Raw genomic sequence first — 21,341 nt, forward strand, 5'->3', positions numbered from 1 at the left:
TGTAGCCTACCTTTATATTTTCTCACAATCAGAAGCATTAACCCAACCGTACACCATAGCACCGCTATAATGTATAAGGTGGTATGGGTGTTTATTGCTGTTTACGATCGTACAATTACATTTTGCTTTTCCGCGTGTTACAGCTGGTCTGGAAGCGTCCGAAGAAATGTAAACCGGCCCGCCTTTAAACTGTACTTTGTCGCCTTTCTTGATCGCGGTCTTTTTCTTGTTTTTGGAAGTCGAAGGTTTAGATACTGGTTTCGGGTCCCTTTTCTTTACAGTGATATACTTTTTCGCCTTTACTTTCACTTGTGGAAGTTTTACGTATTCTTTAAATTCCAGATCGTAGTAGTAATCTAACTCTTGTCCTTCATAGTCCCCCTGGAAGGTTTTAATCTTCATGGGCCTATTGATATTCATAGCCGGTATGATAACCTGTACCACAGTTCCGGCGTTCTTCCATTTGTTTATAGTATTGATATACCATTGTACTGTTTTCAAATTCTTGCTATTGCAGTACGAAGCGTCATAACGAGAAGGGAAGAAGGACGACCAGCTAAGGCCGTCCAAGCTTTTACCGTCGTTAAAATCGACTTCTCCCTTTCTCCATATGGTTACTGTTTTCGGCGTACTGCTACCATCTGATACGTTGACTTTTGGCGGTATAACTGGAATATTCAGTATTACGCCGCCACCTTTGATAGTTATATTAACTGTCTTATCGCCTTTCATTTATAACAATACCCCCAGGTCTGCGCTGCTTATTACTTCGTCAGCGCCTTTCAGTTCCTCTATAAGTTCTTCCAGTAACTCTTTTACAAGCTGCTTTTTGTCTTTGTCACCGGTATCGTTAAGAATGATCTTTTCAATTACCAGCTTAATTTCTTTTTTCAGCGTTTCCGCTTTACTGCTACCTGTCGGACTTACTGGGATATTTCCAGCTAAAGCCGGAACATCTGATAGCGTACTTTGTACTTCCTGTACCGGGCTATTTCCCGAATTGTACGTTACAGGTGCGGTTATACCGTTAGCCAGCTGTTCAGAAGCACTCTGTACCTGTCCTACCATCTTTTCAATACCGATAGCCATACCTTCGCCTGTATACTGTCCTATTTTCATCATTACCCTTGACGGTGAATGAATTTGTAACGCCGACTGTATAGTAGAACGTACAGTAGACGCGATCGCCTGGGCCTGTGCGTAGATCGCACCAGCACCAGAAGCAAGGCCAGAAGCAAAACCAGCGGCGGCGTTATAACCGGCACTGTGAAGGTTAATACTGTTAAAGGTTGCAGTTACAGCATTTACTACAGTCTGTGCGGCGGATACCGCTGTACTGGTTCCGGCAAGGATACCAAGGGCTAACCCCTGTACCGTCTTAAGACCTGTACTGTTTGCTGTAGATACGGCGGTAGGTGTCATACCAGTAATACCAGATACCAAAGACTGTATCATAGTCGTACCGGCCGTAAGTGCTGTCGCGGAAGCTGCTGTACCGGCCGCTGTTATACTTGTAGTAAGCGCTGTCTGTACAGAAGTACCGACAGTCGTAGCCGCCGTGGAAGCGCTCGCGCTGATCGAAGATAAACCTTGTGTAAGGCTTGTTCCTACCTGGGTACCGATATTGTTAGCGGCTTCACCGGCTCCCGTCGCTGCTGTCGTAAGACTTTCAGTTAAGGCAGTTCCCAGATTAGTACCTAGGGTAGATACTGCTGTGGTCGCTTGTGTTGAAGCCTGGTCTACAGCGCTTGTAAGTGCTGTTCCGATATTTGTACCCATTTCGTTAATAGCGGTCGTCGCCTGTGTGGAAGCGTCCGTTATTGACGTCGTAAGACCTGTCGAAAGTGTTTGTGATAGCTGCTGTGTAGAAGCCGCTACCTGTGCGTTTGCCGTATCCAGTCCGGTAGTAAGACTGGTTCCCACCTGGGTACCCACATTCGTAGCCGCCGACGTTGCCGTAGCAGTTCCGCTTGTAAGACCTGTGGTAAGGTTGCTGGTAGTGTTGGTACCAAGCTGTAACGCCGACAGATCAAGTGTAGAAGCACCGTTATTAAAACTTGTGCTTAAGCTGTTAATAGTGTCCGTACCTAACTGCGAAGCCGTAGCTTGCAGACCGGCACCGCCTGTAAGAAGGCTGTTGTTTAAGTTTGTCGCCGTTTCTGTTCCCAGGGTCGTAGCTGTTGTAGTAAGCTGGACGCCACCAGTATTAAGACCAGCTAAAATACTGTTCGTAGCCTGTGTTCCACCAGAAGCAAGGTCTACAGTCTGCATACCGGAAAGAATACTGTTACTTGTGTTCGTTCCGACTGCTGTAGCACTATAATTAAGTGTTCCAGAACCCGTGTTAAGCCCATTGGCTACGCTGTTCGTCGCTTGCTGTCCGTAACCTTCCAGTACACCGTAGTCAAACTGGAAATTCTGGGTAGCTGTCTGTGTGGTTTGAGAAGCGGCAGACGCCACATTACCACTGGACGAAATTACACCAGACGCCACACCGTCACCGGCTGCGCTTCCGGCTTCTTCACCGTCACCAAACAGCCAACCTGTAAAGTCACTCCACAAGCCCTTTACGCTGTCTACCAAACTGGTAAAACCAGACATAAAACCATCTTTAATTCCGTTTATAATTTCGCCACCTACAGCTATCCAGTCTGTATTAAAGATCGTGTCTATGATAGCAGAAATTAACTGCGGAATTGCTGCGATAATCATAGGGATAGCCTGTATCAAACCGGTAACCAGTGAAACGATAATTTGAACACCCGCTTGTGCGATAGTGCCAAGGTTTGAAATAATTCCCTGTATCAGAGAAATAACAAGCTGTATACCGCCCTGTATGATAGTTGGCAGCATTTGAGTTAAGCCCGTAACAAACTGCTGGATTAAAAGAACCGCCGACTGTAGGATAAGTGGGATATTAGAAATAATACCCTGTGCTAATCCTAAGATCAGCTGTACACCAGCCTGTAAAATTACAGGTAACATTTGTAAAATTCCAGATAAAAACGTCGTAATAGCCTGTACCGCGGAAGCGATCAGCATAGGGGCATTTTGTACGATACCTTGAACCAGTGACATTATAAGCTGGGTCGCTGTCTGTAAGATCATAGGCAGACCACTTATAAATCCCTGTACCAACGTATTTATAGCCTGTGTAGCAGCCGTTAAAAGTTGCGGTATCTGCGGTATCATACCCTGGACAAATTGTAAGATCAGCTGTCCGCCGATCATAATTACCTGTGGGATTAACACAAGTAACCCGTTAATAAACGCGGCGATCGTGGAAGCCGCACCGGAAGCAATCGCCCCGGAATTTGCCTGTATTCCAGATAAGAAGCCCTGTATAAGCTGTACGCCCATACTTACCACTTGTGGCGCGTAGCTTGCTACCATGGTTACAGCTTGTCCTAAAACGTTACCCAGCTGTGCTACGAAAGCAGAAAAGCCGCCGTTCGTGAGTGCGTCGGAAAGACTACCCACCATTTTGGTAGCTGTTTGTGTAACGCTTCGTAATGGACCTTTAATATTATCATAAATCGCAATACCTAAACCTTCCAGACCAGACTTAAGTATGGTTACATCACCCTGTAAGTTATCCAGTTTAACTGCCGCCATTTGTGCGGCTGCACCTAAACCGTCATAACAAGTAGATGATTCTGCTATAGCTGTCGTTAAATCTTGAAAGTCTTTATCGGAAGCGTTCGCGATAGCCAAAAGACCCGACATGGCTTCCTGTCCACCAAGCATAGCGGCATAACTGGCCTTCTGGTCTTCTGTCATACCTTGCATACCTGTGCGCATATCTGTCATTACTTCCGCGAAAGATTTCATGGAACCGTCGCTTCGTGTAACAGACATTCCTAAAGCGTCCATAGCTGTCTGGGACTCTTTAGTAGGTTTTGCCATACGGGTAATGGTACTTCTTAAGGCGGTACCAGCCTGGGAACCTTTAATACCAGCGTTCGCCATAAGTCCAGTGGCTACAGCCATATCCTCAATGGAATAGCCCATAGCACCAGCGGCAGCACCTACATACTTGAAGGTTTCGCCCATCATTTCTACGTTGGTATTTGCATTACTGGAAGCCGCTGCCATTACGTTAGCAAATCGGCTACTTTCCCCGGCAGACATACCAAACGCGGTAAGTCCATCAGTAACAATATCGGACGTCTGGGCCAGATCAGCACCGGACGCGGCGGCAAGGTTCATAATACCGTCGATACCGGATACCATATCCGTAGTTTTCCAACCGGCCATAGCCATGTATTCCATAGCGTTCGCGGCTTCGGTGGCAGAAAAGGCTGTGGTCGCGCCCATCTGTTTAGCTTTTGTTTCCAAGTCCGTAAAGTCTTGCCCTGTAGCACCAGAAATAGACGCTACCGACGACATAGCGGCTTCAAAATTTGAACCGACTTTTACGGCGGCCGCCGTAGCCCCTGCTACAGCTGTTCCGGCAGCTGTGACACCAGCCGCCACGCCTTTCGTGATCGCGGTTATACCTTTACCCAGTCCACTAAGTACAGCGGAACCGGCGGACTTTGCCAAACTTCCGACTTTTGATAAGCCGGAATGTAAAGCAGAAAGCGACGTACTGGCTACCTTTTGCAAAGCGGTTTTTAACCCCTCTACGCCAGATTTACCGTCCGTCGCTTTATTCTTTATATTACTTAAACTGTTTACGATACCAGATACTTTAGTAGCCGCAAACGTCTTCATGTTGGAAGCTAAACTTTTCACGCCATTAACGGCACCTGTAACGCTTATCTTCCCGATATTTTTAAGCGCGTTTACGAAGCCAACGACACCGGTACGCCCTTCCTGTATGGTAGACTTGAACTCTCTAAAACTGGCTACCAGACTGGTAACCTTCTGCTGTGCCATTGTCTTAAGGTTCGTCGCCAAGTCTTTCGCCGACGTAACCCCGTTCTTCATGGATTCCACAAGCCCGGTTAATTTCTGGGAAGCGATCTGTTTTAAAGTTCCAGGTAATTGTTTAAGGTGTTGGGTTCCAGCGTCGAACTGGTCCATAGCAGCTTTCCAGCGGTTTGTACTTTCTGTAGACTGCTGGATAGGCGCTTGACTTTCCTGTGCGGCGCTCCCTATCTCCTGTATGGTATCGGCCATACTTTCGGCACCACTTACGGCGTCGGTCATACTGCTACCCATACTGTCGGCGATAGAACCGACATTCTGTAGCCCGGAACCTAACCCGTTCGCGGCGCTTGCTGTTTCTGCCATAGAAGCTGTGGAAGAAGACATAGCGGAAGAAATACCCGTAATCTGGCTTTTGAAAGCTTCCGCATTATGTCCGGCGGCGGTCAAGGTACTACTAAAATTATCCGTTAATGTAAGGGTTGCCCCCATTGTAAAATCGGACATTTATATTACCTCTTTTTCTGTCTTGCTTTTGCTGCGCGCTGTTCTTCTTTTATCTTAAGCAAAGTGGCTTGATAAACAAATTCTTTTTCGGAATAGGGAAGGTTATATATCTGACCCGGCGTTATGCCCTGGGTGTTCCAGATATAGGCCAGAAGCTTCGCTTCCCTGTCCGACTTTAAGAGTTTTTTACAGAGTCTTTAACCTTTTTCTTTGCCTTATTTCCAAAGCCAGAAGCGTTCTGTACAGCTACGGCGAAGTTTACGATTTCGCCAGGTGGAAGAAGTGTAGATAAAGCGCCTTCCGCTGTATGAACACCTAATTTTTTAAGCAACGCACCGTTTGCAAAAGTAAAGTTGCTACGCTGGTCTTTGTCTACAGCTAAAATAACGATCTTCGTCATAAGCTTGTCGTCGTCTACCTTTGTCTGGATAACGCCGTTTTCGTCCTGGTCGTAGGTTACACAGTCTTTCTTAGCCTGTTTATAGTCGTCGTAAGAAATAGCTGTGTAAGGAATATCCCCTAACTTTTCAGAATGGAAGAAGCCCTGTTTTTCAGCTGTAAGGTCTGCTGTATCCATGCCTAAGATTTCTTCCAGGCTTAAGAACTTCGGTTCTTCTGTAGTTACTGCTTCCTGGTCTGCTTCGTCTTCTGTCAGACCTTCCACATAGGACGGTACCGGTGTTACCGGCTCTACTGGTAACGGCTGTGTAGCTGTATTTTCCTGTGTAGCACCTGTGTTAATTTCCTGTTCCTGTCTGTTCATTACTGTAATATCTGCCATTTTTATTTTCCTACCTTTCTTAAAAAAGGGGCGTTTTTCACGCCCCAGATAATTAGTTAATAGATTTCAGATACTTGTAGTCGTCAAAAGTAAAGTCCATTTCGATTTCTCCAAGTTCCCCAAGTTCAAAGCTCATAAGCTGGGCGCTGTCGAAGGATACACCGATAAACATAATATATTCTTCGCCCCTAGATGTTGGGTCTTTCAGCTTCGCGGAAAAGTTGTATTTCGCGTGCGGATTATCCGCCGCTTTACGTTGAAGTCTACTGTCGATCTTGTGCGCTGTAATGGTTCCAGCACCAGAAGCAGCAACTACCTTATGACCTTTCATAAGTTTACCAGCCTGTAAGACTTCTTCTTTATCGTAGTCTACGTTCGCTTCAAAGGCTTTTGTTTCCTGCATCTGCTTACCGTTTTCGTCATAAACATAGCCATACAAACCGTTAATTACTTCGTTAGCATCAAACATTCTTTACACCCCCTTATTAAAATACCGTACTAAGCTTCTGATAAATCTTTTCTGGGCTTTCGTTCGGTGTGATGTCGCCTACGAAAAAGGCTTCATTTGCCTTAGCCTTCTTTGTGGCGTTCTCCCCGTAGTAGTCCGGGTCTGGCTCATAGGAAGCACCTTCTTTAAGAATTTCCTGTGCTACCAGCGGGTCAAGGTACTGCTGCTGTACCGTAGTCGCATAGGTCGCGCGGAAAGAATCTGTATTAGATTTCGTTTTCTTATATTCCTCGCCGAAAAGTTCCAGATCATGTACCACATAGTCGATCGTGGAAGAAACACGGATAGACCCCATTTCTTTAACCTCTCCCGATTTCGGGGAAGTAAGGGTATTTACCCCTTCGTCGATCTCTACAGTGTCGCCCTTCGCTACAAAGATAATGGTACCGGCTTTCTTTGCGCGTTCTCTGACACTCTTTTTCAGACGTACATTAACCGCCTGGTATGGTACGGTTTCGTCTGTAAGAGAACTGTTAAGGGCTACCGCCGCCACTCTTGCAGCTACGAAGATCGCCATTTCTGCCGCTGTATATCCGTCGCAACCATTACCTACGTTAATTACAGGTCTGTAATTGATTTCTCGCGACTTCGCGTTAGCGGTATCCGTAGCAGAATCCCAGGCTTTCGGACCACCTGTTACGAAGGATACGTAGAAGCCTTCCTGTCGTACATCTTTTACCCAGGCGATCACTGTAGAAATAATACTTTCGTCAGATACACCGTCTAAGGAAAAAGCGTTAGCGGTTCCGTCTGCTTCGATCTCGTCCAGGAACGCTGTGTAATTTGTCACAGTAACGGCGTCGCCGTTATTTCCGCCCTTAAACTCTACGCCCGCGTTCGCTTTCGGAAGCGTGGTACCCTTCGTCTTTACACGGATATAGTCAGAAGCATTTACCATAGTTACCAGGCTATCTACATCAGATACCAGGAACGAAGTAAGCTCTACAGCATTTTCTACCAGACTGATCTTAATAGAACCGTCCTCTACACCGTCTTTTACCACAAGCACAAAAGGTCTTGTAGTTGGGTAGACAGTTTCAAATACCCAGGTATCAACGGTAGCAGCTGCTACTTTAGCTTCTGCTGTAGCCATACGGTAACCCAGTACCTTTTTAGGCTCTCCGTTTGACGCGTGGGTATAAATCTTTCCTACGGAAAGGGAAGAACCCACCGCGTTGTAGTTGTCCCTTAATTCTCTAAGGTTTCCGGCCGTAAGTTCGTTTACCGGTCCCCAGTCAGCGGTAAACGGGTATGCTACGATACCACGACCGCCACTTGTTATAGAAGTTGAAATAGCAAGGATAAGGGAATATACACCACTTAAAATCTTGCTTTCGCCTTCTGTGTACAATCCAGCCATTTTACTTTACCCCCTTGTGTACAGGTTTTTTGAGGAACGCGGCCAAAGCGTCCGCGGCTTCCTGTTTTGTAAGTTCATCTTTTTTTACGCCGTACAACGCACCTGTCATAATGGCGGGCGTTGTGTTAAATACGGCGGCAGACGCGATTAAATCATTTTTTGAGAACGTAGAAGCGGTAACTTTTTCCGCCTGTGCGTTCCCGGTTTCTTTAGTTGCCATACTTTCGCTTCCTTTCTATTTTTCTGGTTTTACGTCCAGTCTGGTATACATAACGTCGGCGGCCGGCGTACTTGCGTCCCAGCCCTTACGCTTATAAGCTACTTCATACGTAAGTGTAAAAGTAGCGTCTAAGCTTTCGCCATTGTTAAATCTGGCGACGACGTTTTTTAACCAGCCTACGTGTTTTCCATCTTCTTTTATTTCCAGAACGTTACAGCGATCTTCCAGATCACTTACAAGCGCTTCCTGGTACCTTACAGCTTCGTCCAGTGTGTCCACATACAACGTACAGGGCCACGTTACCGTCTGTACGTAAGCATACCTGGTAAGGTGTCTAGCCCGTCCGCGTCCTGGAACGTCAAAAAGCACTACAGGGCGGGAAAGGTTCACATTTGTACCACGCTTAAAAGAATTAAGCCCAGCTGTAGACTTAAGCCACATTTGTATAGCTGTAAGTTCTTTTGAATACTCCACATTACCACCCCACTAAAAAAGCGCCCTAAAAAGGCGCTCTACTTCTGACTTTGTTATCTTTCTTAAGTCTTCCTTTGTATCCGGTAAAGACTTTTCAAACATATGTTGACCAGGAACGAATCTACCGGAAAGCTTCATTCCTGTTTTAGCCCCAGGATTATAACTAAAGTTACTACCAGAACCGGAACCCGGTACCCATAAAGACGGCTTTCGTCCAGTAGACTTACTTACACGGTTAGACTGGTTATAGCCTTCTTCCGCTGGTACAGCATATGGACAGTTAGAACCGTACCGCACCGACGCGCTACCGCCGCCAGCTTGTACGTCAAATATATTTTCATTCCCGCCGACTGTATAACTTTGTGCAAGTCTTCCAGATCGGCTGTGAATATTTGCCGCTACATTTTCCAAGCCAGCTATACCAGCTTGCCTAACTATGCGTTCTTCCATGCTGTCTACAGCTGCGGCGGCACTGTTTGCACCGCTGATGAATTTATCAAGGCCACCGTCTAACTCAATTTTTATAATCATAAAAACTTTACCCCTCTGTCTGTTTTGCTGGTCTGATCTTCAAAGGCGATTTTATACGCCCGAAGCATTTCCCTAACAATAACAAACTGGTCGAAAGCTTTATACTGGGTAGACGTTTTTATCGCACCTGTTGGCGGGGCTACCTCTGTGATATTACCGGTATCCGGGTTTATCTGTTTGGTTTCCCCTCGCGCCATGATTTCAAAGCACGTAGCTACAGCTATTTTAAGTCCTGGGCGGTCCTGTGGTTCTCCTGGAAGCAAAGGCGGCACACCGCCGATATATCCAATACACCAGGTATTCGCCCTGGAAAGGTAAAGGTCTACGTCGGCGTCGTCTATAGGATTTCCCCGCGTATAATACTTTTCCAGAAGTTCGGCTTTATTCAGCAGCATACCGTCACCCCCTTACTCTGTTTTCTTTGTACGTGTAGCCTTTTTAGGCTCTGGCTGATCTTCGGTAGGCGCTTCCTGTTCCGGCTCTGGTTCCGGCTCTGGTTCGTCTACGACTTCTACCAGTCCATAACCAGAAAGGCGGGTAGCGTCCTTTTCGGACATATCTACCACGGCGCCTACGTCAAGAATGGCGTTTTCCACTGTTACTCCGGTTTTTAATACTTTTACCTTCATGTTTTACCCCCTTATCGTACAGTACAGATTTTAATAAGTTCCGGGTACATGATCTTAGGGAATCCAGCAGCTACAACCTCTACGACCTCACGAAGCGGACGCTCCATAGTGAAAGTACGGGCAAAAATGCCAGGTTCCATGTTATTCTCATAAGTCGGACCCATCTGTACGTTACCGATCTTGTCACCTTCCATAAGGAACACGCCCTTCTTGCTGTCCAAAAGGCGGGCGGTAGTTCTCTTACCACCGTTTGTAGGATCACGGTAAGTAACCTTTGCGTCGAACGCTTCCATAGGTGGAAGTTCGCGACCACGAAGGAAAGTATTAAGTTCGTCCAGGGTAAGAAGCTTATCGCTGTATCCTGTAATTGCCTTTCTGATCGCTACGTCATTCAGTACGATACGGATATTTTCGATACCGGTAACGAATACGTCCGGCGCGTAGCCGTTGTCGTTTCCGTCGATATAATCCTGTACCCAGCGCTCATAGTTTGCCAGGATAGTAGCACCGTCAGCCCCCCACGCTGTAGCAGCGGTTACCTTGTTGGCTTCTGGTACACCAAAATCTACACCCAGTTTAATACCGGATTTATCATAGATCATAGCACCGTTACCCAGCGCTTGCCAACGAAGCCATTCTACACGGGCGTCAATGTTAGACTTAAGCTGTGCGGTCTTCTTAAGGACCTGCTGTACAGCCATCTTACGGCGACCTTCGTTACCCTTGTCAGACATAGCAGCAAGTTCTTTCTTTGTCAGAATATAGGACTGTCCCATATCTGCGATAGAACCACTTACACGTCTTACTGGGTCACGATCTGTTAAAGGCAGTTCCGCCCCAGCGTCTACCAGGTCGGCCATATCTGCCTGTCTTTCAATTACTGTTTCGTTCCACTCCATATCATATGTGTTTTCGGAAGGAAGGAAACGGCTACCGATATATCCGGTTTCCACTGGAACCTCACGGATAGTTTCGGTAAATAACGGGTTCTCAAAGAACTCGCTTAAATTTGCTAATCCAGCCATTTTTATTTACCCCTTTCTTTACACGAATCTGATAGCAGCGCCTACAGCTTTTTTAAATGCTGCGGTACAGCCTACCAGAAGACTTTCATATACCGCACCATGTACAAGAACCTGTCCGGCGGTAACATCCGGGTTTTTACCCTTGTCGTCAACTGTGAATTTGATACTTTCGTCAAGGATAACCGGGTCACTTTTTCCGGTCGGAAAATCACTTGCTGCATCCTTGTACGGTTCGTATTTGCCTGTGGTGTCGTCTTTTACAAGACAAGTACCTTCTTCTACGAAGCCGCCAGTTTCAAACTTAGAACCGTCCAGCGTGATACCACTTACGACATACGCATAATGGGCGCTGGCCTTGATCTCTTTAGCCGCTGCGTAGGATTTTCGTCTAACTGTTACGTCGTTATTCTGCATAACAAAAACCTACCTTTCTACTTTTTATCGTCTTTCTTAATACCCAGCATTTCTAAAGCTTCCGCTTTCTTTGCTTCCAGTTCGCCGTTTTTAGTGCTACCAGCACCGCCAGGACCTTTACCGCGGAAACCATTACCAGAACCACCAGCGCCGTTATCGTCGTCGCCGTCGTCCCCAGCTGGTTTAAATAAGTTCGGTTCGGCGTCGTGTACCTTACGGATAGCGCGGGCAATACTCTTTGCGTCCGCTGTTCCGTTTTCTTCGTCAAACTCGATACTGTCCAGGTAGTCAGCGCTGATCGCCCTTACTACCTGTGCGGGATTTACAGGATTATACTTACCGGCTTCCTTAAGAACCGCGTTTTCGATAAGCAACTTCTTACACTGTGCTGTAAGATCGTCAACTTTCGCTGCCTTAGTCTTAAGATTAGATAATTCTGTTTCGTCGATAGAAGAACCGCTTCCCCCTTCGCCGTCGCCTTTACCAGAAGAACCGTTTTTAATGGTTTCTGCCACTTTGCTAAGTAAGGTCTTATCGTCCGCTTCGACCGTTACCCCAGCGTCCTTAAGTGCTTTACGAACCATTTTTACGGCTTTCTTTGCTACGGTGCTGTCTACGTCGGCCTGGCTGTACTTAGGTCTTTCGTAGTCCGGGTCATAATCTAAAGCGTCGTCGTAAGCGTCCTGGTCTAAAATTTCGTCGTCCAGAAGCTTCTTACACTCTGCTTCATACTGTGCCTTTGTAAGTTCTCCTTTTAAGTAGCGTTCCTGTAATTTTCTAAGTTTTCCCATCTTAAAAACTCCTTTCCGTATTAAGCCCGTCGGCTATATCCAGCGTTCCGCGCTGTCGGGTTCCACGGCCAGTATTTGACGCCCTGGCTATGTTACGGCAATAAAAAACACGCCTTACAAGCGTGTCATATCCGCGGTATCCGCCGCGTCGGTATTATAAAGGCTTATGCCCTATAATCAATTATGAATATCAAGACCTAAAGGTACGGTTATGATCTGCCCGTTAAAGCGTTTCCGTACTACCTGTCGGTTAAGGTCTGCCAACGTTTCCCCTGGTCTTAAGTATTTCTTCGGATTATCCGCGTTTACCATATCTTTTACCAACGGAAGCCCTACTTCTTTCGCGTATTCGTCATAACTGGCGGCTTTCGTGTAATAAAGGTCGCCGTATTGATCTAAAGCGGCTTTCTGTCTGTCCTTAATACCTAAACCAGAAAGGATAGCTACCCATCTACAGCGACAATGTGGGTGGTTCGGTATACGCCTTCCTGGTAGCCCTGGGTTCATAGGTGTATCATAATCCAGATCATAAGGATTTCTTTTACTGTAGTCGGCGTCTGCTGCACAATAAGCAGACGTCTTACTATCAAAAGTGGCGTCCCTATACTTACCGTCTACAATATCCGCATTTTCCATAAGGCTGTAGGAAGTTCCTAAAGCGTTCGCCCTAGTCATTTCTGTACGGATAATACGGGAAGCATTATAGTAGCCTTCCTGTATTCCCTGTGAAAGCTTCTTAGCGGCGTCGCTATACTGCATTTTCTTTGTAACCAGTTCTTTTACGACTTCTTCACTCTTAGAAGCCACAAGGGAAACACTGGTACGTATACGATCACTGTAGGTTTTCTTATCCGGTAACCATGGGTTAGCTATAATACCCAACACGCCGGAAGCCGTAAGGTTTGGTACAGTTACCGCGCACTTCGCGGCCTGTTCCAAAATGTACGCTGTAGTATTAGCCCCATAAAAAACAGTTCCGCATATCACAGACGTAGCAAACGGCTGTAGTTTTGCGTTTAGTAAATTCAGTTCCGGTATGATTTTCGTAAGGTATTCTTCCTGTATCTTTTTCGCCCACCGTCTGGTAGGAACGAAGTCCGGGTTCTGTTCATTTACATATTTTTTAGCGACTTCTTCCAGGTAGCCTACAGCTGCTTCCTGTAACTGCCCGTATGCCGGGGCAAGTTCAAGAATATGATCGTCTACGTAATCTTCCAAAAGGGAAGTATAGTAGTCTACGTATTCTTCATAGTGCTTTTGGGCTTCGCTTATCCACGCCATACGCTACCCCCTATTCTGGCGGCTGTGTGATCGTGGAACCTGTAGCGCTGTTCTGCTGATCGTCTGGGTTATCCGGGTCGCCGCCGGTATCCCCCAGGTTATCCGCCCCATATCCAATAGCTGCCAGACTATTTGTAAGGCTTGTCTGTTGGCTTTCCTCTTTCTGCGCTCTCATTTCTTCAAGTGCTTTCTGTGGGTCGTCAATAAACCACAGCAGTTCATACAAATAACTATCTGGTACAATGTCGGCCAGTTCTGCCACAATGTCGGCGATCTCTTTATTATTCTGTGGAAGATTCCGGCTTATCGTAACTTCCAGCCATTCAGACTGGTACAGGTCGTCCCTGGCTTCGATCAGTTCCGGGGTAGTGATTGTTTCATACACACCAGAAACCGTACCGGCAGCATACAGCTTTTGAACATTCAAAAGGTCCGTAATGATCGCGAAGAAGCTACGGAACGCCTGTATAAGAAGCGGTTCCTTCTTACCGGCCTTAATATCAAGACCGGCGTATTTCATTTTGATTTCTGTAGCCGTCGCCCCGTTTAACTCTGCCAGTCGTGGGGTGTTGGTCGTGTCCATAATGTCGTTTTTCGTTCTAGTAAGACCATTTTCTACGGCGTTGTCGTCCTGTGACTGGGCTATAAAGCTGGCCTTACTATCCTTGTCCTTAAGTGCCAGGGCGCGGGCCTTTCGCATTTTCAGAACTTCGTTTTCATCTACATCTACACCAGTTAAGCATAAATACTGATCTTGTAGGTACTCCATAAGGTTCGCTTTATCGCTTAAACCGTGGCAGTAAGCTACAGCAAGTGGAACGACACCGTAGGCAAGATCAGACTTACCGTATCCCTTCACACGTTCGCTGTATTTCGCCGGTAGCTGGTTCTGGCAGACCACAACCGGGATACGGCCGGCCTTATGCTCTATCGGGTTCCCGGTCTTCGCTTCGGCTTCGTCCAGGTGTAGGCTTTCCATACTGTCACCGGTATAGTAAGTAACGTAGCGATCGTCGTAAACCTCTACTTTTGTTTTCGTGGTTTCGCTACCATTTTCCCATACCCCTACTTCATAACGCCGAAAAAGAAGCCTTAACCTCTTTCTGCCGTCGTAAATCGGTATGATCTCCTGTATCGGGTATTCACTGTAATCAATATTACCTTTTTCGTCTACCCATACGATAATAGAACCGAAGCCACCTATACACATATCGCGTAACAAGTCGGAAAACTCCCCTTGTGCCTTATCCTTTAAAAGCTTCATAACTTTTTTACGGTATTCCGTGATAATCTCACGTTCTTCTATTTCTTCGTCGTCCTGGTCCGGGTCTTCGACTGTATAGATAGGGGACTTACCTAGCATATAGTCCACAAGCGTATCTATGATAATCTGGACATAGTTAGAAACCAGCTTATTTTCTGTACCGCCGTCCCTAGCCTTGTCGCGCTGTTCGATTTCGTCCAGTTCGCCGTCATAGGCTGCCTGGTACAAGTCTACAGCATTATCCTTTATCCAGCTGTCGTGTTTTGCCACCATAGCCGCGACCCAGGAAGCGTTATCTTTAATCCAACGTTCCGCGGTCACCTGGTTTACTTTTTTCATTTCTGCCAATGTCTGCGGAATGTACGAAGATACCGCCATGCTATTACCCCCTTTCTATACTCCCGACTTTTCACGGTCAAAGGCTGTAGCCTTTCCAGTGTTCGGGTCTATGTTTCGTGCGGCCCTCATAAGCAAGAATAGGGCCATTACTAAGTCGTCGTGTGGAACGTGTCCCGGTTTACGTGGTTCGGCGTTCGCTGGGACATAAAAATTTATTGTTTGCTGGCGTTTGGCTTCCCTTGTAAGGTGTTCCACTTGCCACCGTAGTTCCTTCCATAGTTCCAGCTGGTCCGGGTCTTCCGGTGCCTTCGGAACTTTGATTAAATCGTTATGGTTAAAATCGTAAGCCAGATACCCCAGCTTAGATTTACTTTCGTCACCGGCTGCCTTAAACTTATAGGCTTCTACCAGTCCGTCGTTATTTCTGTCGAATAACTCTTTAAGGTGGTACGCCAACGGTTCACCGATTCCGGTACCGTCACATACCCCACCAATAGCACCCCAGTAACGTATGATCTTCGGTAACATATCCCTTACTTTGCTGTGCTGTTTTCCGACCCACTGATACAAGCAGATCGGAACTACTGTACCGTCCCGTAAGAGGTCGCCGACGATAAACGTAAGGGCGTCGCGCTTATGAATACCTACAGACGCTTCTACGTCCGTGGTTTCTTCTTCCTGTCCGGCTACGTCACACGCCCATATGTACTTATGTCCCTTAACTGGTTCTACTTGCATTTCAAAACCGCCGGAATACATACGGGCTACGCCTTCCGCGGAAAAGAAACGACCAATAGCGTCTACAGCTTTAAGAAGGTACTGTGTCTGTATGGCTATGTGGTCCATTCCCAGACGGGCTACCTGGTTATCAAACGCTTTCTTGTAGTTCGTATTACCGGAAGCGATAACCGCGTAGGCGTCTATCTTAAATACCAACTTCGGCCGGTACCCCAGTTCCTTCTCTAAACGATCTTCCATATCGTGGGCCATCAGCTCGCCACGATAGATAAAGCTGTCCTTTGTCCAGGCTACACCCCACAGCACCGTAGTAGCATTGTTAAACGAACCCATAGGCTGGGCGTCACGCTCCCACTTATCGGCGTCTATGTCCTGGCTTTCGTCACCTTCCAGTAGTGTGTATGCTGTCTGGGACGCGACGTTAGCCGTAGGGTTAATGGACAGGAACGCCCATTTATTACTATCGCGGGGTGGTCCGATATGGAATTTATAGCCGTCTGATTTACTGTACTTGCAAGGCTGGCCGTCCACCTTCGCTTGACCGGACGTTATCACGCTACCGGCAAGCCCGCCACTGTCCAGCGTTGGGGCGCCTTCCAGACGGTCCATAGACGCTTGTATCTGTGGCTTGTATACCGGGGCGAATTTTACGCCCGATACAGGTACACCGAAGTACCAGCCATACAGCAGTAAATAGTGTTGTAAGAAGGCGCTAATCTCATTCTTACCAGCCTGTCGTGTGATCTGTACCACGAAGTACCAACCCAGCCCATTTAAGCAGCTGTAAAGAATAGCGTCGGCTACCTGTATCTGGTAGTCGAAAGGGTCGTTTTTACGAAGAAGCCGCCACGCTTCCCGTAGGTTTTCCCTCTTAAACAGGTCACCGAAGTTACTAAGTACGTTGTATGGTATCCCTTGTTTCGCTGCCCGGACGGTCTGGGGTATCGCCGTCATTACCGGGGCGCCGGTTAAAGGGTCCGTGTCTGCCACGTAAGTAAATTCTGTCTGATATTCGTATGTCATAGCACGAAGTCCGCGTAATCTGCTTTCTTAGGCAGCTGTACGCCTTTATCGCATATGCTACGGATATGATGTACTGTATCTGTACATAAGCGACACGACTTAAACGGACACCGGTTAAAGTCCCCGTTCTGTTCGCTGTATTGGCAAGTCAAACAGACGCAACCCCTACAGCTTTTATTATCCTCTGCCATAATATTTACACCCCATATTCTAAGTAAAAAAGTCGTAGTTTCTCATAAATACAAGAAAAAGCCCTGTGTTTACATGGTTTCTGGTTATCAGAAAACCTGTAACAAGGCTTTTTACTACAGTTTTTACTACGTTTCCTGTTCTTTTTGTGTATGATCTTCGTTATTTCCCTTACTTTGCGCTTGTCCACCCCAGGACACGTAGACTTCACCTTTAGACGCTGCTCTTAACTCTGCATTAAGAGAAGCCATAATGTCGTCTGGTCCGTCGTCCTTGCCTTCTATAAGGTGTTTCTGTCCGATCAGACGCCGTAAGGTGTTCATAGCACGATCTAAGGCGTTATCTTCAATCGTTCCGGCATGGTAAAAAGTCTTCATACCGTCACCTTCACGACATATAACCCTAGATTTTCTGTAAGCCACTTCTTCGCCTTCCAGATCACGGTCTTTTATAAACCGGTCTTTATGCTTCTGTAGATAGCTTACGATCTTAACGGTCTGTACTTTTATCATCATATCCAGGGCGTTAAATTCTTCTTCCTGGTTAATGCTTTCTAAAATGCTTTCTTCCTCTGGAAGCAGTACCTTAGAAAAAAGACCGTGTTTTGTGGAAGCTGCTATTTGTCTGGCGCGTCCTTCCGCTGTCTTCGGACCTGTAGCAAGCCCGCCGTGTATCTTACACCGGCCATAGCCTTTATGTGGTGTTCCCATGCCCGCCGGATTCTTACAAGGCTGTCCGTTGTGCATGGCACCGCAACAAAGGTTATAGTTTTTCCTGGACAAAGCTATTACGTTCATTTTATCCGCCTGGTCTGAAAACTGGCGTTTAAGACGCATATCGTAAGGGTCGAAGCCTTCCGGTAACTGCACTTTTTTTGTAGTTGCCACTGACTTTACCCCCTTTTTTGTGTCGTCGTTCGGAAAATCGACGTTTCAGCGTGAGAAAAAGGGACAGGTCCCAGAAAATCCGGGTTTCCCTATCCCTTAATTTGTACATTATAATAGCATTGTAATGCTATTATATAAGATTTTCGGAATAAATACAAGCCTAGTTTTGTCTTACAGAAAACTACTGAAATTATTTATACCCATTGACAAACGCAAAAACAGAATTAACCACTTGATCGCAACGGTAGTAATACTGGTCTTTTGTAAGACCTAAGATAGTCAACGTCTGCAATAAACTGTACTGTCCTTTGATAACCCAGCGATAGTAAGCAACCCGCCTAAGTTCAAGGGGTAAACGGTCGTAAGCCATTTCCAGCATGATCTTGTTAAGCATACCGTTTGTAATTCCGTCCGCGGGCTTACAGCCACTATTAACCTTTACCTGGTCTTCCATAGGCTCACGCCTTTGTATATGCTCCCAGTTATCTAACCAACGGCGGATAGTCCGCCTACCTATAATTTCCTGTCCCATAGCTTGTACCTCTCTGAAAAATATATAATAAAAATTTTTAAATTATAATAAGGGGGTATAGAAAACCCACTCAAAAATGAATGGTAAAATGAGTAAGAAAAACAAGTACCCCCAAAGAAAAATAAATACTGTATATATTACATAATAACTATTATATTAGATATTATATATAATTATGTATATAGTAGTATGTATATAATATAGTAATATTAGACAATTCTTTTCTTTTGGGCTGTATTCCCTTCCCATTCGTTTACGAACCGCGCCTTACCTGTTACGTTCTCTGATCTTCGCTCTACGCTCTGCCTTCTACGTTCTTCGCTGTACCTACAGCTTTGTGATTTTCAGCGTGTCACTCTGCACGAACGCCGGAACCTTAAAGCCCTTGACGTCCTGGGTCGAAAGACTTAACACGGGTATCCTTACTTCCTTGTCTGGTTCTCCCACAATGCTACGAAGGTCGGTAGCTGTAAACAGATCGGTAAAGTTTCGGGTCGCGGTCATTTCCACGTTACCAATACTTAAGATCAGCTGCTTACGATCTGCGGTAACGCCTTTAATTACAGCTTCTACCTTATGTGTGTTATCTTCCATATTGCAGCAGTTCCTTTCTGGCCTGTTTACGTGCTTCCTTTTCCTGGCGGCGTCTTTCCTTTCGGTTTGCGTAGCCTTCCGGGAAACAGATACCATACCTTTGTACGCCGTGGTCTTCTCGGATATTCTCTAACGCCTGTAACACTTCGTCGGCGTCCGGGTGTGGATTACCTACGTAGTCTGGCAGCTTTCTTATAAAGTCAATCGGACTACTACCCAGACTGTTTACATAGCTTACGATCGCCATAGCCTTATCTGTCGGACAGTTACATACTACCTGGACTTCGTGTATCAGATAATCATAATACGGGTTACCTGTTACGCTCTGGTTTAACGGGTTTTCTTTTGCTTTCATATTACCGGTTCCTTTCCGATCGGTTACCCGTGTGTCGCTTCTCCCTTATGTGGGTTATGGGCGCCCTTTATGAAAACGTCCACGATAAGCGGCAGTCTGTTATGTCGGATAACTCCATCTTTGATACTAAAGTTTTTCATGCTCCACTGTTGCAGTTCTCCACAAAAATTATAGTCTACTACAACGTCTTGCCCGATAAGGGCTATAAATTCTTCTTTACTCATGCTTTCCACCTCTTATGGAACCATAACGGTACCTGTCGGCGTAGTATACTTAAAGCAGCTACGGTAAAAGTCGTCGTACTTCTCCATTTCGTCTTTCGCGTTTCTGTGCTTTATGGCGAAGTATTTACGGAAGGCAAGTACCGCCTTCTTATAGTCGCCGTTCTCCGAAACGTAGGCACCGTGGTAGATTTTATCGGTATCTGCCTTTAAGAACTTCGATACATTTAGGTACGGTAAGCAGTATCCGGCTGGCGTCTTATAGGACTTCGGCTTGTCTTCTACCTCTACTTCGTCCCTTACTACTTCCTTCGTTGCTTTTGAAAAATAAAATACATACAGCTTCATTTGTCGTCGTTCCTTTCTACGTGGTCTTCCAGCTGTGGGGTTGCGTCGTCGTTTTTAGTGAACGCTTTAACACCGATCTTCTTAAGACGTTCTTTTATCTGGTTCGCGTATGCCGGTGGGTCGTCGGCGTTTGCGGCTTCTTCGCTTACCGTGGTAAGTACCGATAGAAAGCGGTTAAGACGTACTTTGCCGGTCCACCCCAGGCGTCTTAAGGCTTCCAGTGTAAACGCTATGTAGTTGTCCAGGTCTTCGGTCTGCCGTTCCTTTATAGCGTCGTCGGCGTACTTATCCGCCAGTTTCTTTAATTCTTCTTTTACGTCGTCGTTTATCGTGATAGGCTTCTTTTCTGCCTTAGGTGGAAAATAATACTTACGTTTCCCCATTCTGCCCCCGCTTTCTGGCTGCCTTTTTCTCCTGGTGTCGCCATCTGAAATAATGGATAATGATAACGCCGACCAGGATAAGACCCAAAATTACACCAATTCCGAATAACGCAATAATTCCCATAAGCACAATACTGAAAAGTTCAAATAATGTCATACAGCCACCTTCTTTTTAATCTTGCGGACGGTGCCAGAATACTTATGAATGATCTGCATAAACTCCGGGGTATCTTTCTGTACTAACCAGTTAAAGGGGTCCAGTCGGTTCGCCCTTAAAAATTTCTTCTGGTTATACGTTGGTTTCTTCGCCATCATTGTTAAGACCTTCTTTCTCTGCGGCTACTTTACGTTCCAGGTGTTCTACAGCCATCTTAAGGAACTTAAGGCGGCAGTCGTCGCAAAGGTCTGTAAAGTGGTGGTCGTCCTTCGGGGTTCCTAAAGTTACCTCTACCACGATACCGGTACACCCGGCTATGGGTGTATCCAGTGGGATAGTGTCGTGGGCTTTCTTTACATAGTAGCCTTTACCTTCGCCGTTCGTGGTGGCGTAATCGTCCGGTAGCTGCTTCTGGCAATAGTCACAGTTATAAACTGTCGTCGTTTTTACGCTCATTGTCTTTACTTCCTTTCTGCTTTATTACGTCGCACACACTACCGATTAAGCAGATCAGTACAACGGTTATACATATAATGAGTAATGCTATCAGTCTTTCGGTAAGCATATTCCTTTACCCTCTTTCGGTTCATTCGCAAGGAAGTTATAGAACTGGCTTACGGTTCCAGAAATGACGTCTACATGTCCTACAGCTTTATCTAAATCATTTCTTTCAATATGACCTTTGCAGTCTGTAAGGTTTACCAGTGATACCAGGCGGTCCGCGATACCTTCAAGGTAAGGGGAAATGTCTACGCCATCTTCGTAAACACGATTACAATTACAGTTTTCCTTATTCCGCTGTGGTTTCTCCATGCTCATTCCCATAACGTTTACTTCGGCGTCGTCCGGGATACTAGCCACGATTTCCTTAATAAATTCTGGTACGTTTTCCTGTGCTAAAAATTCTGATTTTGTCAT

27 protein-coding genes are annotated in these 21,341 nt (G+C 46.1%); all 27 read right to left on the reverse strand.

Translation table 11 applies throughout. From position 1 onward, the window contains the following. Positions 1-12: 12 nt before the first annotated feature. The 27 genes from DWW77_RS06910 to DWW77_RS07030 all read right to left on the reverse strand — a co-directional run bounded on the left by DWW77_RS06910 (position 13) and on the right by DWW77_RS07030 (position 21,341). Complete coding sequence (locus DWW77_RS06910; protein WP_118608348.1) at positions 13-732, reverse strand: hypothetical protein; 720 nt, start codon at positions 730-732, stop codon at positions 13-15. Further along, positions 733-5,379: a phage tail tape measure protein gene (locus DWW77_RS06915; RefSeq protein ID WP_118608349.1), complete on the reverse strand. Its 4,647-nt coding sequence runs from the start codon at positions 5,377-5,379 to the stop codon at positions 733-735. A 175-nt stretch (positions 5,380-5,554) separates the two neighbouring features. Beyond that, positions 5,555-6,160 carry a phage tail assembly chaperone gene (locus DWW77_RS06920; protein WP_207664955.1) on the reverse strand — a complete coding sequence of 202 codons (606 nt, stop codon included), beginning with the start codon at positions 6,158-6,160 and terminating at the stop codon, positions 5,555-5,557. 52 nt (positions 6,161-6,212) lie between these two features. After that, positions 6,213-6,629, reverse strand: a complete 417-nt coding sequence (locus DWW77_RS06925; protein ID WP_118608350.1) for a phage tail tube protein — start codon at positions 6,627-6,629, stop codon at positions 6,213-6,215. Positions 6,630-6,645: 16 nt separating this feature from the next. Then, entirely contained in the window at positions 6,646-8,028 is a 1,383-nt protein-coding gene (locus DWW77_RS06930; protein WP_118608351.1) for a phage tail protein, read from the reverse strand. Position 8,029: 1 nt separating this feature from the next. Beyond that, on the reverse strand, positions 8,030-8,248 hold the full coding sequence (locus DWW77_RS06935) for a YqzN/YkzM domain-containing protein (RefSeq protein WP_118608352.1): 219 nt from the start codon (positions 8,246-8,248) through the stop codon (positions 8,030-8,032). A 15-nt stretch (positions 8,249-8,263) separates the two neighbouring features. Then, on the reverse strand, positions 8,264-8,689 hold the full coding sequence (locus DWW77_RS06940; protein WP_147419585.1) for a hypothetical protein: 426 nt from the start codon (positions 8,687-8,689) through the stop codon (positions 8,264-8,266). Between the two features lie 45 nt (positions 8,690-8,734). After that, on the reverse strand, positions 8,735-9,253 hold the full coding sequence (locus DWW77_RS06945; protein WP_118173848.1) for an HK97 gp10 family phage protein: 519 nt from the start codon (positions 9,251-9,253) through the stop codon (positions 8,735-8,737). After that, on the reverse strand, positions 9,250-9,648 hold the full coding sequence (locus DWW77_RS06950) for a hypothetical protein (protein ID WP_118608354.1): 399 nt from the start codon (positions 9,646-9,648) through the stop codon (positions 9,250-9,252). Before DWW77_RS06950 ends, DWW77_RS06945 begins: the two co-directional genes overlap by 4 nt. Positions 9,649-9,660: 12 nt before the next feature. Next, positions 9,661-9,882, reverse strand: coding sequence for a hypothetical protein (locus tag DWW77_RS06955; protein ID WP_118608355.1), 222 nt, complete (start codon positions 9,880-9,882; stop codon positions 9,661-9,663). 11 nt (positions 9,883-9,893) lie between these two features. Then, on the reverse strand, positions 9,894-10,907 hold the full coding sequence (locus DWW77_RS06960) for a major capsid protein (protein WP_118173851.1): 1,014 nt from the start codon (positions 10,905-10,907) through the stop codon (positions 9,894-9,896). Between the two features lie 18 nt (positions 10,908-10,925). After that, positions 10,926-11,321 (reverse strand): hypothetical protein, encoded by a 396-nt coding sequence (locus DWW77_RS06965; RefSeq protein WP_118608356.1) that lies wholly within the window; start codon positions 11,319-11,321, stop codon positions 10,926-10,928. A 17-nt stretch (positions 11,322-11,338) separates the two neighbouring features. After that, positions 11,339-12,112 (reverse strand): hypothetical protein, encoded by a 774-nt coding sequence (locus DWW77_RS06970; protein WP_118173853.1) that lies wholly within the window; start codon positions 12,110-12,112, stop codon positions 11,339-11,341. 177 nt (positions 12,113-12,289) lie between these two features. After that, on the reverse strand, positions 12,290-13,393 hold the full coding sequence (locus tag DWW77_RS06975; protein WP_118608357.1) for a structural protein: 1,104 nt from the start codon (positions 13,391-13,393) through the stop codon (positions 12,290-12,292). Between the two features lie 10 nt (positions 13,394-13,403). After that, positions 13,404-15,035 (reverse strand): phage portal protein, encoded by a 1,632-nt coding sequence (locus tag DWW77_RS06980; RefSeq protein ID WP_118608358.1) that lies wholly within the window; start codon positions 15,033-15,035, stop codon positions 13,404-13,406. 15 nt (positions 15,036-15,050) lie between these two features. Continuing rightward, positions 15,051-16,757, reverse strand: a complete 1,707-nt coding sequence (locus tag DWW77_RS06985) for a terminase (protein WP_118608359.1) — start codon at positions 16,755-16,757, stop codon at positions 15,051-15,053. 317 nt (positions 16,758-17,074) lie between these two features. Next, on the reverse strand, positions 17,075-17,833 hold the full coding sequence (locus DWW77_RS06990) for an HGGxSTG domain-containing protein (RefSeq protein ID WP_118608360.1): 759 nt from the start codon (positions 17,831-17,833) through the stop codon (positions 17,075-17,077). A gap of 190 nt (positions 17,834-18,023) precedes the next feature. Beyond that, entirely contained in the window at positions 18,024-18,365 is a 342-nt protein-coding gene (locus DWW77_RS06995) for a hypothetical protein (protein WP_118608361.1), read from the reverse strand. Positions 18,366-18,692: 327 nt separating this feature from the next. Next, on the reverse strand, positions 18,693-18,959 hold the full coding sequence (locus DWW77_RS07000) for a hypothetical protein (protein WP_118608362.1): 267 nt from the start codon (positions 18,957-18,959) through the stop codon (positions 18,693-18,695). Then, entirely contained in the window at positions 18,949-19,314 is a 366-nt protein-coding gene (locus DWW77_RS07005) for a hypothetical protein (protein WP_118608363.1), read from the reverse strand. The genes DWW77_RS07000 and DWW77_RS07005 overlap by 11 nt, the downstream gene beginning before the upstream one ends. Before the next feature lie 23 nt (positions 19,315-19,337). Continuing rightward, positions 19,338-19,538 (reverse strand): hypothetical protein, encoded by a 201-nt coding sequence (locus tag DWW77_RS07010; RefSeq protein WP_118608364.1) that lies wholly within the window; start codon positions 19,536-19,538, stop codon positions 19,338-19,340. Positions 19,539-19,550: 12 nt separating this feature from the next. Further along, on the reverse strand, positions 19,551-19,883 hold the full coding sequence (locus tag DWW77_RS07015) for a hypothetical protein (RefSeq protein ID WP_118608365.1): 333 nt from the start codon (positions 19,881-19,883) through the stop codon (positions 19,551-19,553). Beyond that, positions 19,880-20,266, reverse strand: coding sequence for a hypothetical protein (locus tag DWW77_RS07020; RefSeq protein ID WP_118608366.1), 387 nt, complete (start codon positions 20,264-20,266; stop codon positions 19,880-19,882). Before DWW77_RS07020 ends, DWW77_RS07015 begins: the two co-directional genes overlap by 4 nt. Continuing rightward, the gene (locus tag DWW77_RS17995) at positions 20,253-20,423 is read right to left on the reverse strand and encodes a hypothetical protein (protein WP_182431199.1); all 171 of its coding nucleotides are present in this window, start codon (positions 20,421-20,423) and stop codon (positions 20,253-20,255) included. The genes DWW77_RS07020 and DWW77_RS17995 overlap by 14 nt, the downstream gene beginning before the upstream one ends. Continuing rightward, positions 20,420-20,581 (reverse strand): DUF6906 family protein, encoded by a 162-nt coding sequence (locus DWW77_RS18610; RefSeq protein ID WP_349084382.1) that lies wholly within the window; start codon positions 20,579-20,581, stop codon positions 20,420-20,422. The genes DWW77_RS17995 and DWW77_RS18610 overlap by 4 nt, the downstream gene beginning before the upstream one ends. Beyond that, positions 20,556-20,879 (reverse strand): hypothetical protein, encoded by a 324-nt coding sequence (locus tag DWW77_RS07025; RefSeq protein WP_118608367.1) that lies wholly within the window; start codon positions 20,877-20,879, stop codon positions 20,556-20,558. Before DWW77_RS07025 ends, DWW77_RS18610 begins: the two co-directional genes overlap by 26 nt. 90 nt (positions 20,880-20,969) lie before the next feature. Continuing rightward, positions 20,970-21,341 (reverse strand): hypothetical protein, encoded by a 372-nt coding sequence (locus DWW77_RS07030; RefSeq protein WP_118608368.1) that lies wholly within the window; start codon positions 21,339-21,341, stop codon positions 20,970-20,972.

The sequence above is a fragment of the Ruminococcus sp. AF17-12 genome, assembly GCF_003479245.1.
GTDB lineage: Bacteria > Bacillota > Clostridia > Lachnospirales > Lachnospiraceae > Blautia_A > Blautia_A fusiformis.

Coding starts and splice junctions, on each gene's coding strand:
- DWW77_RS06910 (WP_118608348.1), bottom strand. CDS start 732: ATGAAAGGCGATAAGACAGTTAATATAACTATCAAAGGTGGCGGCGTA.
- DWW77_RS06915 (WP_118608349.1), bottom strand. CDS start 5,379: ATGTCCGATTTTACAATGGGGGCAACCCTTACATTAACGGATAATTTT.
- DWW77_RS06920 (WP_207664955.1), bottom strand. CDS start 6,160: ATGGCAGATATTACAGTAATGAACAGACAGGAACAGGAAATTAACACA.
- DWW77_RS06925 (WP_118608350.1), bottom strand. CDS start 6,629: ATGTTTGATGCTAACGAAGTAATTAACGGTTTGTATGGCTATGTTTAT.
- DWW77_RS06930 (WP_118608351.1), bottom strand. CDS start 8,028: ATGGCTGGATTGTACACAGAAGGCGAAAGCAAGATTTTAAGTGGTGTA.
- DWW77_RS06935 (WP_118608352.1), bottom strand. CDS start 8,248: ATGGCAACTAAAGAAACCGGGAACGCACAGGCGGAAAAAGTTACCGCT.
- DWW77_RS06940 (WP_147419585.1), bottom strand. CDS start 8,689: ATGTGGCTTAAGTCTACAGCTGGGCTTAATTCTTTTAAGCGTGGTACA.
- DWW77_RS06945 (WP_118173848.1), bottom strand. CDS start 9,253: ATGATTATAAAAATTGAGTTAGACGGTGGCCTTGATAAATTCATCAGC.
- DWW77_RS06950 (WP_118608354.1), bottom strand. CDS start 9,648: ATGCTGCTGAATAAAGCCGAACTTCTGGAAAAGTATTATACGCGGGGA.
- DWW77_RS06955 (WP_118608355.1), bottom strand. CDS start 9,882: ATGAAGGTAAAAGTATTAAAAACCGGAGTAACAGTGGAAAACGCCATT.
- DWW77_RS06960 (WP_118173851.1), bottom strand. CDS start 10,907: ATGGCTGGATTAGCAAATTTAAGCGAGTTCTTTGAGAACCCGTTATTT.
- DWW77_RS06965 (WP_118608356.1), bottom strand. CDS start 11,321: ATGCAGAATAACGACGTAACAGTTAGACGAAAATCCTACGCAGCGGCT.
- DWW77_RS06970 (WP_118173853.1), bottom strand. CDS start 12,112: ATGGGAAAACTTAGAAAATTACAGGAACGCTACTTAAAAGGAGAACTT.
- DWW77_RS06975 (WP_118608357.1), bottom strand. CDS start 13,393: ATGGCGTGGATAAGCGAAGCCCAAAAGCACTATGAAGAATACGTAGAC.
- DWW77_RS06980 (WP_118608358.1), bottom strand. CDS start 15,035: ATGGCGGTATCTTCGTACATTCCGCAGACATTGGCAGAAATGAAAAAA.
- DWW77_RS06985 (WP_118608359.1), bottom strand. CDS start 16,757: ATGACATACGAATATCAGACAGAATTTACTTACGTGGCAGACACGGAC.
- DWW77_RS06995 (WP_118608361.1), bottom strand. CDS start 18,365: ATGGGACAGGAAATTATAGGTAGGCGGACTATCCGCCGTTGGTTAGAT.
- DWW77_RS07000 (WP_118608362.1), bottom strand. CDS start 18,959: ATGGAAGATAACACACATAAGGTAGAAGCTGTAATTAAAGGCGTTACC.
- DWW77_RS07005 (WP_118608363.1), bottom strand. CDS start 19,314: ATGAAAGCAAAAGAAAACCCGTTAAACCAGAGCGTAACAGGTAACCCG.
- DWW77_RS07010 (WP_118608364.1), bottom strand. CDS start 19,538: ATGAGTAAAGAAGAATTTATAGCCCTTATCGGGCAAGACGTTGTAGTA.
- DWW77_RS07015 (WP_118608365.1), bottom strand. CDS start 19,883: ATGAAGCTGTATGTATTTTATTTTTCAAAAGCAACGAAGGAAGTAGTA.
- DWW77_RS07020 (WP_118608366.1), bottom strand. CDS start 20,266: ATGGGGAAACGTAAGTATTATTTTCCACCTAAGGCAGAAAAGAAGCCT.
- DWW77_RS17995 (WP_182431199.1), bottom strand. CDS start 20,423: ATGACATTATTTGAACTTTTCAGTATTGTGCTTATGGGAATTATTGCG.
- DWW77_RS18610 (WP_349084382.1), bottom strand. CDS start 20,581: ATGATGGCGAAGAAACCAACGTATAACCAGAAGAAATTTTTAAGGGCG.
- DWW77_RS07025 (WP_118608367.1), bottom strand. CDS start 20,879: ATGAGCGTAAAAACGACGACAGTTTATAACTGTGACTATTGCCAGAAG.
- DWW77_RS07030 (WP_118608368.1), bottom strand. CDS start 21,341: ATGACAAAATCAGAATTTTTAGCACAGGAAAACGTACCAGAATTTATT.